Raw genomic sequence first — 13,395 nt, 5'->3', positions numbered from 1 at the left:
CTCAGTCCTCGATCAGTTCAGCGGATTCGATCAGCACGGGTTCCACCGGCACATCCTGGTGGAAGCCGCTGTTACCGGTGGGCACATTGCGGATCTTTTCCACCACGTCCATGCCCTCGACCACAGCACCGAAGACCGCATAGCCCCAGCCATCCTGGCTGCGTTCCTTGTCCAGGAAGTGGTTATCGGCCACGTTGATGAAAAACTGGGCGGAGGCGGAATGCGGGTCCGGTGTGCGCGCCATGGCGATGGTGCCCACCTTGTTGGACAGACCATTGCCCGCCTCGTTCTGGATAGTGTCGCGGGTGGGTTTTTGCTGCATATCTTCGGTGAAACCGCCGCCCTGGATCATGAAATTGCTGATAACACGGTGGAAGATGGTGCCGTCGAAGTGGCCATCCTTGACGTATTGTACAAAGTTCTCGGTCGTGATCGGCGCCTTCTCTGCGTCCAGTTGCAGGGTGATTTTGCCGTAGGTTGTTGTCAGCACCACTTTCATCAGGTTTTCTCCGCAAGATGGGGCCGCTGGGCTTTTTGTTCCCGGGCTGGCCCTGAGTCTTTGACTGTTGGGGGGCGTACAGTACACTAGCGCACCTTCATTTTCACCGTGAGAGCCTGCCCATATTGAGGCTCTCAGCCTTCCGGACTGGCCAAGACCCATGAGCGAAACGAAAGCGCCCAGCAATTTTATCAGACAGATCATCGACCGTGACCTCGCAGAAGGTAAAAACGACGGCCAGGTGGTGACCCGGTTTCCGCCGGAACCCAATGGCTACCTGCATATCGGTCATGCCAAATCTATTTGTCTGAACTTCGGTATTGCCGAAAGCTATAACGGTACCTGCAACCTGCGCTTCGACGATACCAACCCGGAGAAGGAAGAAGACGAGTACATCCAGTCCATCAAGCAGGATGTGCAATGGCTGGGCTTCACCTGGCATGGCCAGGAACGGTTTGCCAGTGACTATTTTGATCGGCTTTATGAGCTGGCAGTGGAGCTGATCCACAAGGGGCTGGCCTATGTGGACAGCCTGAGCCCGGAGCAGATTGCCGAGTACCGGGGCAATTTCACCACCCCGGGCAGGCCAAGTCCCTACCGCGAGCGAAGCGTGGAAGAAAACCTGGCGCTGTTCGAGCAGATGCGCAGCGGCGAGCTGGATGAAGGGGCGGCGGTACTGCGTGCCAAAATCGACATGCAGAGCCCCAACCTGACGTTACGGGATCCGATTCTCTATCGAATCCGCAAGAAAGTGCATCACCAGACCGGTGACAAATGGGTGATCTACCCCATGTACGATTTTACCCATCCGCTGTCCGATGCCCTTGAGGGGATTACCCACAGCCTTTGTACCCTGGAGTTCGAGGATCATCGCCCCTTCTATGACTGGATCATTGAGAACACGTCGGTGCCCGCCAACCCGCGCCAGTATGAGTTTGCCCGGCTCAACCTGAATTACACGGTGACCAGCAAGCGCAAGCTCAAACAGTTGGTGGATGAGGGCCATGTGGAAGGCTGGAACGACCCCCGCATGCCGACCATCAGTGGCCTGCGGCGTCGCGGTTACACCCCGGCGTCCATCCGTACCTTCTGTGAGTCCGTGGGCGTCAGTCGAGCGGATTCCGTGGTGGATATGGGCATGCTGGAAGCGGCCATTCGCGATGACCTGAATCACCATGCACCCCGCGCCATGTGTGTGCTGCACCCCTTGAAAGTCGTCATCGAAAACTGGCCGGAAGGGCACGAGGAGTCCCTCACTGCGCCGGTTCACCCGCAGAATGAGACCATGGGAACCCGGCAGGTGCCCATGACCCGTGAGGTGTATATCGACCGGGAAGATTTCCGCGAAGAGGCCAACAAGAAATTCAAGCGTCTGGTGCTGGGTGACCGGGTGCGCCTGCGCTATGGCTATGTGATTCGTGCCACGGACGTTGTGCGCGATGACAATGGCGAGATTCTGGAAGTACGGTGTACCTATGACCCGGATACCCTGGGCAAGAATCCGGAGAACGCGGAGGATCAGGGCAAGCTGCGGGGGGTGATCCACTGGGTCAGCGCCAGCAAGGGAGTGCCTTGCGAAGTGCGTCTTTACGACCGCCTCTTCACTGCCGCGAATCCCAACAAGACCGAAGAAGGGCAGACCTTCCTTTCCCACATCAACCCTGATTCCCTCAACGTGCTGGAAGGTTGCTGGGTGGAGCCGGGGCTGCGAGGGGCGCTGGCAGAAACCCGCTACCAGTTCGAACGTGAGGGCTATTTCTGCGTGGATCAGGAGAGCAAAGAGGACAAGCTGGTGTTCAACCAAACGGTGGGACTGCGTGAGTCCTGGCCCAAGGAGGCCTGATTCCGGCGACAGTCTGAAAAAAGGGGCCGCACAAGCGGCCCCTTTTTGTATCAATCAGTCAGATCGTCTACGGGGGCATCCGGGGCATTGTTTTTGACGGACTCAATGCCGTTTTCCATGCCACTGGTGCTTTTGTACATCTGGCTCTGGCCAATGATCTGGTGGTTGGCCGCTTTCAGGGAAAAATAATGCCTGCCGTCCTTGGCCTCCTTGCGTTCGTAGCGGCTGTCGTCCGGGGCATTCTTTTTTACTGAGTCCACACCGTTCTCACAGGCACCTTTGCTGGTGTACTGCTCACTGGAGAGAATAATTTCTCCGTTACCGGCTTTCAGGCGGAAGATGTACTGCCCGTTGCTGGCCTTATCGATCTCGAATTTCCCTGCCATTGTCGTTCTCCCTGGGGCGATTGAAGGGCCTCGCGGATGAGGCTCGAGAAACTATAGGCCGCGGGAGAAGACAATAATGTTACCGCCGGTCGTGACTGCGTAGCGTAGCGTTGCTTTGCTGGAGGGTATCGCAAACAGGGAGAGGACGGTGCCGCCTTTGGCGGCACCGCGGAGCGGGGAGGGGGTTAGCCGAGCGCTTTCTCGCCAGACTGAAGGGTCTGGAAAATCAGGGTATTGATCGTCATTGGACCCACGCCGCCGGGTACCGGGGTATAGGCGCTGACCCGGTCCACCAGAGGCGTCAGCTCGATATCGCCACATTTCTCCGGGTGGAAGCCGGCATCCACTACGACGGCTCCATCCTTGATCCAGTCCGCCTTGATGAATTCCGGCTTGCCCACGGCGCCGACTACAATATCCGCTTGCTTGACCAGGTCCGGCAGGTTGCGGGTGCGGCTATGGCAGATGGTCACGGTGGCGTTGGCTTCCAACAGCATCATCGCCATGGGCTTGCCCAGGATGGCACTGCGCCCGACCACCACGGCGTGCTTGCCTTCCAGCTCAACCCGATAGTGCTCCAGCAGGCGCATGATGCCTTTCGGTGTGGCGCAACCGTAGGCCGCTTCGCCCATACTCATGCGACCAAAACCCAGGCAGGTGACGCCGTCCACATCCTTCTCCAGGCTGATAGCGTCGAAACAGGCCCGCTCGTCAATCTGCTCGGGCACGGGGTGCTGCAGCAAAATGCCGTGTACATCCGGGTTATGGTTCAGTTCACTGATCTTGGCCAGCAGTTGTTCGGTGGTGGTCTCCGCGGGCAGCTCGATGGCTTCGGATTCCATGCCGACACGGCGGCAGGCGTTCCCCTTCATCTTGACATAGGTGGCCGAGGCCGGGTCGGCGCCGACCAGGATAGTGGCCAGAATAGGAGTGCGGCCGCCGGCCTTGGCCTTCAGGGCGTCAACACGCTCACGCATTTCCTCTTCAAACTGCTGGGCCAGGGCTTTGCCATCAAGAATCTGGGCGGTCATGATCGGGTCTCTCTAACATTGGCTGAAAATAGGCAAGGGAGTTGGGGCGAAAACGGCGCGATTCTCGCACGCACCGGCCATGGGCGCAAAAGTTGTCTAAAATCTGTACGTTAGGCATATTTTTGTTGCCAGGTCCGTTGACGCTCCCGGGGGTGCCGAGTATTATGCGCGCCTCGCTTTCAAGCTATGTAGGCGTGAAGAACATCGGGGTGTAGCGCAGCCTGGTAGCGCGCCTGCTTTGGGAGCAGGATGTCGGGGGTTCGAATCCCTCCACCCCGACCATTTTAGAGAAGGCGAAACCTGCAATGCGCCTGTAGCTCAACCGGATAGAGCAACGGCCTTCTAAGCCGTCGGTTGCAGGTTCGAGTCCTGCCAGGCGCGCCATTAGCCATTGCGGCGACGCGCAGGACAAACAATGTGGTTTATGGTGACTGTAGCTCAGTTGGTAGAGCCCCGGATTGTGACTCCGGTGGTCGGGGGTTCAAATCCCCTCAGTCACCCCAATTGAAAAGCCTCCGGGAACTCCCGGAGGCTTTTTCGTATGGGCCCCGGTAGAAGCTATCGCCGGGCTCTGTAGGCACAGTGGGCGCCTTTTGATTATAATCTGCGCCCGCTGAGCCTGATTGGGATCTGTACACAGCGTTTTAGCGACAACCGGAAGGGCCGGGCCCCTTATTGCCGCCAGGCTGCGATTACGATTGTTTATGTAGAGTGACTACAGCGCGCAATCGTAACCACGACCTGGCGACACACTCTAACGGGTGAAGAGGGACGCCGGCACGGCTGTGTATAGATTCCAATCAGGCTCATTCAGGCCGTCTGCTCTATCATGCGACGGCGAGCAGCAAAAAGTCTTTTTAAAGAGGATGTTATGCAGGTTTCTGTTGAAACGACTTCAGGTCTTGAGCGCCGTCTGACGGTGGGTGTGCCGGCGGAGAAAGTGGACTCTGCAGTAGAAGGCAAGCTCCAGGAAGCCCAGAAGAATGTCCGTCTGGACGGTTTCCGCCCGGGCAAAGTGCCCATGCGTGAAGTAAAGCGTCGCTTTGGCAGCGCCGTGCGTAACGAAGTGCTGGCCGATGTGATGCGTGAAGCGTTCATCGAAGCCGTGGAGCAGGAAAAGCTGCAGCCAGCGGGCATGCCGGGCTTTGAAGCCACCAAGAACGAAGCGGGCCAGGATCTGGAATTTGTTGCCACCTTCGAGGTATACCCGGATGTGGAGCTGTCTGCCTTTGATTCCATCGAAGTGGAAAAGCCCCAGGCAGAAGTCACCGACGCTGACGTGGACACCATGATCGAAACCCTGCGTCAGCAGCGTGCCCAGTTTGAAGAAGTGGACCGTGCTGCGGAAAGCGGTGACCGTGTCAACATCGACTTCAAGGGTCTGAAAGACGGTGAAGCCTTCGACGGCGGCAGCGCCGAAGGGCAGAACCTGGAGCTGGGCTCCGGTCAGATGATCCCCGGTTTTGAAGACGGTATCGTCGGCATGAAAGCCGGTGAGGAAAAGGATATCGATGTGACCTTCCCGGAGGACTACCAGTCCGAAGAGCTGAAAGGTCAGGCCGTGGTCTTCCAGATCAAGGTCAACAAGGTAGAGGGCAAGGCCCTGCCGGAAGTGGACGCCGAGTTCATGAAGGCCTTTGGTGTTGAAGATGGCGATGAGGCCAAATTCAAGGCGGAAGTGCGCAAGAACATGGAGCGCGAGCTGAAGAATGCGGTCACCGGCAAGGTGAAAGAGCAGGCGATGGATGGCCTGGTCAATCTGCACGAGTTTGACCTGCCGGGCGCCCTGGTCACCCAGGAAATCCAGCGCATGCGTCAGCAGATGATGCAGCAGTTCGGTGGCGGTCAGCAGTTTGACGCCTCCATCCTGCCGGATGACCTGTTCAAGGAACAGGCTGAGCGCTCCGTTCGTCTGGGTCTGGTGGTTCGCGCGATTCTCGACAAGCACGAGATCAAGGCTGATGCCGACAAGGTCAAAGCCCGTGTAGAAGAGATCGCCGAGCAATACGAGAAGCCGGAAGAAGTCGTTAACTGGGTGTACAGCAACCCCCAGCAGCTGCAGCAGATTGAAGGTGCGGTGCTGGAAGAGCAGGTTGTCGACCTGGTACTGGATAGTGCCAAGGTGGAAGAAAAAGCCATGTCCTACCAGGACGCGGTGAAGCCTCGCGAGCAAGCGCAAGGCTGATTCTTTCCGCTTTTTGACACCAAAACGGGGCCTTCTGGCCCCGTTTTGCGTTATTTATGCACAATTTGCGCAAGTTTTGCGCATTCAGACCCCGCCTGAGCCCACTTTTATAGACGCCCCCCATACACCGTCATAAGATGCTGGAAGACCTGTTCGTCCGGCCTGCCTTGTTTTCGGCTATGCCAGCCCCCATTGCAGCAATCAGGATGAGGTCGGCTACAGCCGATACCAACAAATCACAAGAGCGTCCCCGGACGATCGACGAGAAGGAAAGCGCTACATGATCGACTTGAGCCGTATCAACTCCATGACCCCGGAAATGCAGCAACTGAGCAAGGACCCCACCAATCTGGGTCTGGTGCCGGTGGTGATCGAGCAGACCGCCCGTGGCGAGCGTTCTTTTGATATTTATTCCCGCCTGCTCAAAGAGCGGGTGATTTTCATGATCGGCCAGGTGGAAGACCACATGGCGAATCTGATCGTGGCCCAGATGCTGTTTCTGGAGTCCGAAAACCCGGACAAGGATATTCACCTGTATATCAACAGCCCGGGTGGCTCTGTGACGGCGGGTATGTCTATTTATGACACCATGCAGTTCATCAAACCGGATGTGTCCACCATGTGCGTCGGGCAGGCTGCCAGCATGGGCGCCTTCCTGTTGGCTGCCGGTGCCGCTGGCAAGCGTTATGCCTTGCCGAATGCGCGGGTGATGATTCACCAGCCGCTGGGGGGGTTCCAGGGCCAGGCGTCGGATATCGAAATCCACGCCAAGGAAATCCTCAAGATCAAGGGGCAGCTCAACAGCTTGCTGGCGCACCACACCGGTCAGCCGCTGGAGCGGCTGGAGAAAGACACGGACCGTGATAATTTCATGGGCGCTGAAGAAGCCCAGGAATACGGCATCGTTGACGCGGTGTTGCGTCAACGTCCGGTGTAATTCGGTAAGCGTCGTACAAAAAGTGTCCTAACGGAAGGCCTGAGAGGCCCGGCGGGCTTGAAAAACCCCCCGTCTCCCTGCATCTTCAAAGAGACGCAAATACTCAAATACACAGGTTTAGAGGCGATTCAATGACCGACTCCACTGGCAAGGGCGACGACGGCAAGCTGCTGTACTGCTCTTTTTGTGGCAAAAGCCAGCATGAGGTCCGCAAACTGATTGCGGGGCCCTCGGTCTTTATCTGCGACGAATGCGTGGATCTGTGTAATGACATTATCCGCGAGGAAGTGCAGGAAGACACCGGAGATACCGGCGGAGAGAGCCTGCCGAAGCCCAACGAAATCAAGGAAACCCTTGATGAGTATGTCATTGGGCAGGAGCGAGCCAAACGTGTTCTCGCTGTAGCGGTGTACAACCATTACAAGCGTCTGCGCAGTACTGGCAAGGGCCGTGATGAAGTGGAGCTGGGCAAGAGCAATATTTTGCTTATCGGCCCCACCGGTAGTGGTAAGACACTATTGGCAGAGACCCTGGCCCGACTGCTCAATGTGCCTTTCACCATTGCGGATGCCACCACCCTCACCGAAGCCGGTTACGTGGGTGAGGATGTGGAAAACATCATCCAGAAGCTTCTGCAGAAGTGCGACTACGATGTGGACAAGGCCCAGCGCGGCATTGTCTATATCGATGAAATCGACAAGATTTCCCGCAAATCCGACAACCCGTCCATCACCCGTGATGTGAGCGGGGAGGGTGTGCAGCAGGCTCTGCTCAAACTGATTGAAGGCACGGTGGCTTCCGTGCCCCCGCAGGGCGGTCGCAAGCATCCCCAGCAGGAGTTCCTGCAGGTGGACACCTCCAACATGTTGTTCATCTGTGGCGGTGCGTTTGCCGGGCTGGACAAGGTGATTCGCGAGCGTTCCGAGAAAGGCGGGATCGGCTTCTCCGCAGAAGTGAAGAGCAAGGACGATGCCCGCAACCTGGGCGAGCTGCTGGTGGATGTGGAGCCGGAAGATCTGGTCAAGTATGGCCTGATTCCCGAATTTATCGGCCGTCTGCCGGTGATTGCCACACTGGAAGAACTCAGTGAAGAGGCTTTGGTGCAGATCCTGACCGAGCCTCGCAACGCCCTGACCAAGCAATACGCCCGCCTGTTCGAGATGGAAGGGGTGGAGCTGGATTTCCGCGATGATGCCCTGCGGGCCGTGGCCCACAAGGCCATGGAGCGCAAGACCGGGGCTCGTGGCCTGCGCTCCATTCTGGAAAGCGTGTTGCTCGATACCATGTATCAGGTTCCGTCCATGGACTCTGTCGCCAAGGTGGTTATCGACAGCCCCACCATCAAGGGTGAATCCGATCCGTTGTTGATTTACGAAAACAACGAGCAGTCTTCCAAGGTGGCACCGGATTAAGGTGCCGCCACGGCAATAGAGGCAATACGTGCTGAAAGATATCCCGCTTTTACCACTGCGTGACGTAGTGGTGTATCCCCACATGGTGATCCCGTTGTTTGTTGGCCGGGAAAAGTCCATTGCTGCGCTCGAAACAGCCATGGCCGACGACAAACAGATCATGCTGGTCGCCCAGCGCAATGCCTCCGACGACGACCCGGGCGTGGATGACATCTACCGGGTTGGTACTGTTTCGACCATCCTGCAGCTGCTGAAACTCCCTGACGGTACCGTCAAGGTGCTGGTGGAAGGCGGGCAGCGCGCCCACGTGGTCAAGGCCGAGTTCGGTGATCAGGGTGGTATCGCGGATGTGCGAGAGCTGGAAGAGGGGCTGCCTGAAGAGGGCGAGCAAGAAGCCCTGTCCCGTTCGTTGCAATCCCAGTTTGAGGATTACGTAAAACTTTCCAAGAAAGTCGCGCCGGAAGTCACCGGTTCCGTGTCTTCCATCGATGAAGTCAGCCGTCTGGCCGACACCATTGCCGCGCATCTGCAGCTGAAACTGGAAGAAAAGCAGGATGTCCTGGAGATGGTGGATGTCCGTGAGCGTGTCGAGCATCTGATTGCCCTGATGGAATCCGATATTGACGTGCTCAAGGTGGAAAAACGTATTCGTGGCCGCGTCAAGAAACAGATGGAGAAAAGCCAGCGCGAGTACTATCTGAACGAACAGATGAAAGCCATCCAGAAAGAGTTGGGTGATCTGGACGACAGCGGCAACGACCTGGAAGACCTGGAAAAGAAAATTGAAAACGTGGGCATGCCCAAGGAAGCCCTCGAGAAGTCCATGAATGAGCTGAACAAGCTCAAGATGATGTCACCCATGTCTGCGGAAGCCACGGTAGTAAGAAGCTATCTTGACTGGATGACATCGGTGCCATGGAAAAAACGCAGCCGCGTTCGCCATGATCTGGCCCATGCCAAGGAAGTGCTTGATCGTGACCACTATGGTCTGGAAGAAGTGAAAGACCGTATTCTGGAATTTCTGGCCGTGCAAAGCCGTGTGGGCAAGGTCAAGGGGCCGGTATTGTGTCTTGTGGGCCCTCCCGGTGTGGGCAAAACCTCCCTGGGGCAATCCATTGCCCATGCCACCAATCGCAAGTTTGTGCGAATGGCCCTCGGCGGGGTGCGCGATGAGGCGGAAATTCGTGGCCACCGTCGCACCTACATTGGTTCACTGCCGGGCAAGGTGGTCCAGAAATTGTCCAAGGTCGGCGTAAAAAACCCGCTGTTCCTGTTTGATGAAGTCGACAAGATGGGCATGGATAACCGTGGTGATCCGGCCTCCGCGTTGTTGGAAGTGCTCGATCCCGAACAGAACGATACCTTCAGCGATCATTATCTTGAAGTTGACTACAATCTGTCGGAAACCCTGTTTATCTGCACCTCTAACTCCATGAACATTCCGGCACCCTTGCTGGACCGCATGGAAGTGATCCGTCTGCCAGGCTATACGGAAGACGAAAAGGTCAATATTGCCCTCCAGTACTTGGTCCCGAAACAGATCAAGAACAATGGCCTGAAGAAAGACGAAGTGGTTTTCGACGAGAGCGTGCTGCGCTATGTGGTTCGTCACTACACCCGTGAAGCCGGGGTTCGTGGGCTGGAGCGGGAAGTGAGCAAGATTTGCCGCAAGGTGGTCAAGGAGCACTTGCTGGCGAACGAGGCCAAGACCGTTACCTTGTCTGAAGAGCTGATCGAACATTACCTTGGTGTGCGCAAGTTCAGTTTCGGTCGTGCGGAAGAGCAAGACCAGGTTGGACAGGTTACCGGGTTGGCATGGACCTCCGTTGGCGGCGAGCTGCTCACCATCGAAAGTGTTTCCACTCCGGGCAAAGGCCGCGTAATCTCTACCGGTTCCCTGGGTGATGTGATGCAGGAGTCTATTCAGGCTGCATGGACAGTTGTGAAAAGCCGTGCCGGTACCCTTGGAATTCGACGCCGCACACTGGAACGCAACGATCTGCACATGCATGTGCCAGAGGGTGCGACTCCGAAAGATGGGCCCAGTGCGGGTATTGGCATGTGTACCGCCATGGTTTCTGTACTGACCGGGATCCCTGTCCGTGCGGATGTGGCCATGACCGGTGAAATTACCCTGCGCGGTCAAGTGCTTCCCATCGGTGGCCTGAAAGAAAAATTGCTGGCCGCTCACCGTGGTGGCATCAAGACGGTATTGATACCGGAAGAAAATGAGAGGGACCTCAAAGAGATCCCTGACAATATCAAGTCGTCCCTGGATATCCGTCCTGTCAAATGGATTGACCAGGTGCTTGATGTGGCGCTAACTCATCAACCCAGCCCGCTGAGCGAAGCGGAACAGGAAGAGGATTTGGCGCTCGCAGAAGAGAAAAACCAGGAAGGCACAAAGCGTCCCAGTACACATTAACGGGTCGGATTTGAAGCTTTTTAAATTATTGATCTATATGGTTTTTCATTTTTTTTAACTTGGGTGCGATGATACCTTTCCTTTCTTGACGCTCCTTATACCCGTTGGTATAAAGGCGGCTTGCTCAGGAGGAGAGTACATCACGCCTCGACCATAAAACCGGGAAAAACAGAAAGGGGAACTTTGTGAATAAGTCAGAGTTGATTGATGCGATTGCCGCTAGCGCGGATATTTCCAAGGCCGACGCAGGCCGTGCACTGGATGCTACTTTGGAAGCGGTAACTGGCGCCCTGAAAAAAGGTGACAGCGTTTCTCTGGTAGGTTTTGGCACTTTTGCTGTGAAAGAGCGCGCTGCTCGTGAAGGCCGCAACCCGCAAACTGGCCAGACCATTCAGATCGCCGCCGCCAAAGTACCGGGCTTCAAAGCCGGTAAGGCACTGAAAGACGCGGTGAACTAAACTGTTTGCGGGAGCGGTAGTTCAGCTGGTTAGAATACCGGCCTGTCACGCCGGGGGTCGCGGGTTCGAGTCCCGTCCGCTCCGCCAGTTTGAGGAAGCGCAGCCGTAAGCGGGTGCGCTTTTTTCCGTTTAGGGAACCTGCAGTCATTATTGCGGTTCTCATATAACAAGATTGAATTCGACAGTTTTTACCTGACGCCATGTTGAAGTGACCGGCTCAGGTTTTAATAAGAGTCCCTACGGAGTATTTTCATGCAGGAGTTCAGACGGTTTGTCCGCGGTCCCGTGGGCAAGGTCCTGCTTGCCGCGATTATCCTTCCTTTTGTCATTTCCGGCTTCTATGGGTATTTCACCGGAGGCGGAAGCGGAGATGTGGTTGCCGAAGTGGAAGGCAACAAAATCACCCGAAGTATGGTCAATCAGCGCGTTGAACGCGTTCGTGACATGCTGCGACAGCAAAGTCCGAACATTGACCCCTCCATGCTGGATTCCTTTGTGCGTCCTGAAATGGTTCTTGAGGGGCTGGTCAATGAACAGCTGATTCTGGCAGCAGCACAAAATGCCAACCTGGCATTCAGTGAAACCCAGGCCGCACGCGATATTTATCAGATCCCCCTGTTTCAGGAAAATGGCAAGTTTTCCGAAACCCGTTTCGAGCGGGAGCTGCGTAGCCGGGGCATGACTCCGCAGAGCTACATTCAGGGCCTGCGTCAGGATGTGATCAAAGAGCAGTATCGTAGTGGCTTCGTGGCGACCAATTTCGCGCTTCCTGCGGAGTTGAGCGAACAGCGCCGCCTGGGCGAACAGGTTCGTGATATTCGCTATGTGGCCCTGGATATGAATGCCCTGCGTAGCGAGTTCACCGTGACCAGCGAGGACGTTCAGGCCTACTACGATGAAAATCAGGCAGAGTTCATGCGCCCGGAGGAATTCCGCATCAGCTATGTGAGGCTGGCGGTTGAGGATTATGCGGATCAGGTCTCTGTCAGCGACGAGGACGTGGCGGCAGAGTATCAGGTGCGTCGTTCCATCATGGAAGAATCCGGAGCCGGTGCGGCCCGTAAAGTGGCGCATATTCTGGTGGAAATTAACGGCGACCGGGACCTGCAGCAGGCGCAGGCGCGTGCCAGCGAGGCGGCTCAGGCTATCGCTGCGGGGGCATCTTTTGCTGATGTGGCTGCCGAGTATTCCGACGATCCGGGCTCCGCCAATGCTGGCGGTGATCTGGGTGTGGTCTCCAAAGGCGCGCTGCCGGAAGAGATGGAAGAGGCCATTGCCAGTCTTGAGCCCGGGATGGTTTCCGAGCCGGTTGTCACCGATGCGGGTGTTCACCTGATCAAGGTGTCCGAGGCCGTTCGTGAGCAGGACCTGCCCACACTGGAGGCGCTTAGCGAACAGATTCGTGCTGATCTCAAGCAGGGTCGTGCAGAAACCCTGTTGAATGAAGATGTGGCGCGTCTTGAAGAGCTGCTGTACGAACACAGTGATATGGCTGTTCCGGCCGAACAGGTGGGGGCAGAAGTCCAAACCACCGAATGGGTTGCCTTGTCAGCCCTGCCAGCGCCGCTGTCTGCGCCCCAGGTTCAACAGGCACTTAACAGCGATCAGGTGCGTAAGGATCGCCATAACAGTGATCTGATCGAAACGGCGCCGGGTGAGTATCTGGCGGTTCGCATTGCTGAAGAAAAGCCTGCCGAAGCTCTGCCACTGGAGGACGTCGCCGCTGTGATTCGCGAGCGGCTCAAGGCCGAGCTGGCAGCGGACAAGGCCCAGCAGTTGTCCGCCCAGGCAGAGGAGCAATTACAGCAAGGGGCAACACTGGATGAGATCGCCTCCCTGTTTGGTAGCGAAATCGAGGAACAGGAAGGGCTTCAGCGCGGTGGCGCCGAGCCGTTCATGGAAGTGGTCAACGGTGCTTTTGCCTTGCCCAAGAGCAATGAAGGTGCGCCTTCCTCCATCGAGCTGACTCGGGTGGGAGATGGTTCCCTGGTTGCTTATCAGGTAACCCGTGTGGAAGACGGTAACGTTGAGCCTCTGTCCGAAGTCCAGCAACAGGCTGCGCTGCTTCAGCTTGGTAATATTGAAGGGCAACGCAGTTTCCGCCAGGTGGTGGCACTGCTGCGCGATGAGGGCGACGTGGACCTCAACCTGGGACGGCTGAGCAGTAACACTGCCGATCAGTAGCCTGACCAGGGCACAAAAAAAGCTCACCAGCGATG

Annotated in this window: 10 protein-coding genes and 4 tRNA genes; 11 read left to right on the top strand and 3 right to left on the bottom strand. The window is 56.7% G+C overall.

Annotated elements, in window-relative coordinates:
• Nucleotide 1 precedes the first annotated feature (1 nt).
• Nucleotides 2-499: a peptidylprolyl isomerase gene (locus C4S63_RS05435; RefSeq protein ID WP_062816125.1), complete on the bottom strand. Its 498-nt coding sequence runs from the start codon at nucleotides 497-499 to the stop codon at nucleotides 2-4.
• Between the two features lie 160 nt (nucleotides 500-659).
• Here C4S63_RS05435 and C4S63_RS05430 point away from each other — a divergent pair, with 160 nt between their 5' ends.
• Nucleotides 660-2,342 carry a glutamine--tRNA ligase/YqeY domain fusion protein gene (locus C4S63_RS05430; protein ID WP_062816124.1) on the top strand — a complete coding sequence of 561 codons (1,683 nt, stop codon included), beginning with the start codon at nucleotides 660-662 and terminating at the stop codon, nucleotides 2,340-2,342.
• 50 nt (nucleotides 2,343-2,392) lie between these two features.
• Here C4S63_RS05430 and C4S63_RS05425 read toward each other — a convergent pair whose 3' ends face one another.
• Complete coding sequence (locus C4S63_RS05425) at nucleotides 2,393-2,728, bottom strand: YegP family protein (RefSeq protein WP_062816123.1); 336 nt, start codon at nucleotides 2,726-2,728, stop codon at nucleotides 2,393-2,395.
• Between the two features lie 185 nt (nucleotides 2,729-2,913).
• Entirely contained in the window at nucleotides 2,914-3,759 is an 846-nt protein-coding gene (folD, locus tag C4S63_RS05420) for a bifunctional methylenetetrahydrofolate dehydrogenase/methenyltetrahydrofolate cyclohydrolase FolD (RefSeq protein WP_063508346.1), read from the bottom strand.
• 205 nt (nucleotides 3,760-3,964) lie between these two features.
• Between folD and C4S63_RS05415 the strand changes: the two genes are divergently transcribed.
• From C4S63_RS05415 to C4S63_RS05370, 10 genes are all read left to right on the top strand, one after another.
• Nucleotides 3,965-4,041, top strand: a tRNA-Pro gene (locus tag C4S63_RS05415).
• 25 nt (nucleotides 4,042-4,066) lie between these two features.
• Nucleotides 4,067-4,143: transfer RNA gene (locus tag C4S63_RS05410), tRNA-Arg, on the top strand.
• Between the two features lie 43 nt (nucleotides 4,144-4,186).
• Nucleotides 4,187-4,262, top strand: a tRNA-His gene (locus tag C4S63_RS05405).
• Between the two features lie 368 nt (nucleotides 4,263-4,630).
• Nucleotides 4,631-5,944 (top strand): trigger factor, encoded by a 1,314-nt coding sequence (gene tig, locus C4S63_RS05400; RefSeq protein WP_062816121.1) that lies wholly within the window; start codon nucleotides 4,631-4,633, stop codon nucleotides 5,942-5,944.
• Between the two features lie 280 nt (nucleotides 5,945-6,224).
• Nucleotides 6,225-6,881: an ATP-dependent Clp endopeptidase proteolytic subunit ClpP gene (clpP, locus tag C4S63_RS05395; protein WP_103916937.1), complete on the top strand. Its 657-nt coding sequence runs from the start codon at nucleotides 6,225-6,227 to the stop codon at nucleotides 6,879-6,881.
• 131 nt (nucleotides 6,882-7,012) lie between these two features.
• Entirely contained in the window at nucleotides 7,013-8,293 is a 1,281-nt protein-coding gene (gene clpX, locus C4S63_RS05390) for an ATP-dependent Clp protease ATP-binding subunit ClpX (protein WP_062816120.1), read from the top strand.
• 28 nt (nucleotides 8,294-8,321) lie between these two features.
• Entirely contained in the window at nucleotides 8,322-10,718 is a 2,397-nt protein-coding gene (lon, locus tag C4S63_RS05385) for an endopeptidase La (protein WP_062816119.1), read from the top strand.
• A gap of 185 nt (nucleotides 10,719-10,903) precedes the next feature.
• Nucleotides 10,904-11,176 carry an HU family DNA-binding protein gene (locus C4S63_RS05380; protein WP_035244197.1) on the top strand — a complete coding sequence of 91 codons (273 nt, stop codon included), beginning with the start codon at nucleotides 10,904-10,906 and terminating at the stop codon, nucleotides 11,174-11,176.
• 10 nt (nucleotides 11,177-11,186) lie between these two features.
• A tRNA-Asp gene (locus C4S63_RS05375) sits at nucleotides 11,187-11,263 on the top strand.
• Between the two features lie 165 nt (nucleotides 11,264-11,428).
• The gene (locus C4S63_RS05370; RefSeq protein WP_103916936.1) at nucleotides 11,429-13,360 is read left to right on the top strand and encodes a SurA N-terminal domain-containing protein; all 1,932 of its coding nucleotides are present in this window, start codon (nucleotides 11,429-11,431) and stop codon (nucleotides 13,358-13,360) included.
• The last annotated feature ends 35 nt before the right edge of the window (nucleotides 13,361-13,395 follow it).

The sequence above is a fragment of the Alcanivorax sp. DSM 26293 genome (assembly GCF_900107995.1).
Lineage (GTDB): Bacteria > Pseudomonadota > Gammaproteobacteria > Pseudomonadales > Alcanivoracaceae > Alcanivorax.
This window is presented reverse-complemented; position numbering and strand designations above follow the sequence as displayed.

Excerpts from the sequence above, each read along its gene's own strand:
- C4S63_RS05425 (WP_062816123.1), bottom strand. The coding sequence starts at position 2,728 with ATGGCAGGGAAATTCGAGATCGATAAGGCCAGCAACGGGCAGTACATC.
- C4S63_RS05370 (WP_103916936.1), top strand. The coding sequence starts at position 11,429 with ATGCAGGAGTTCAGACGGTTTGTCCGCGGTCCCGTGGGCAAGGTCCTG.
- clpP (WP_103916937.1), top strand. The coding sequence starts at position 6,225 with ATGATCGACTTGAGCCGTATCAACTCCATGACCCCGGAAATGCAGCAA.
- C4S63_RS05435 (WP_062816125.1), bottom strand. The coding sequence starts at position 499 with ATGAAAGTGGTGCTGACAACAACCTACGGCAAAATCACCCTGCAACTG.
- clpX (WP_062816120.1), top strand. The coding sequence starts at position 7,013 with ATGACCGACTCCACTGGCAAGGGCGACGACGGCAAGCTGCTGTACTGC.
- tig (WP_062816121.1), top strand. The coding sequence starts at position 4,631 with ATGCAGGTTTCTGTTGAAACGACTTCAGGTCTTGAGCGCCGTCTGACG.
- folD (WP_063508346.1), bottom strand. The coding sequence starts at position 3,759 with ATGACCGCCCAGATTCTTGATGGCAAAGCCCTGGCCCAGCAGTTTGAA.
- C4S63_RS05430 (WP_062816124.1), top strand. The coding sequence starts at position 660 with ATGAGCGAAACGAAAGCGCCCAGCAATTTTATCAGACAGATCATCGAC.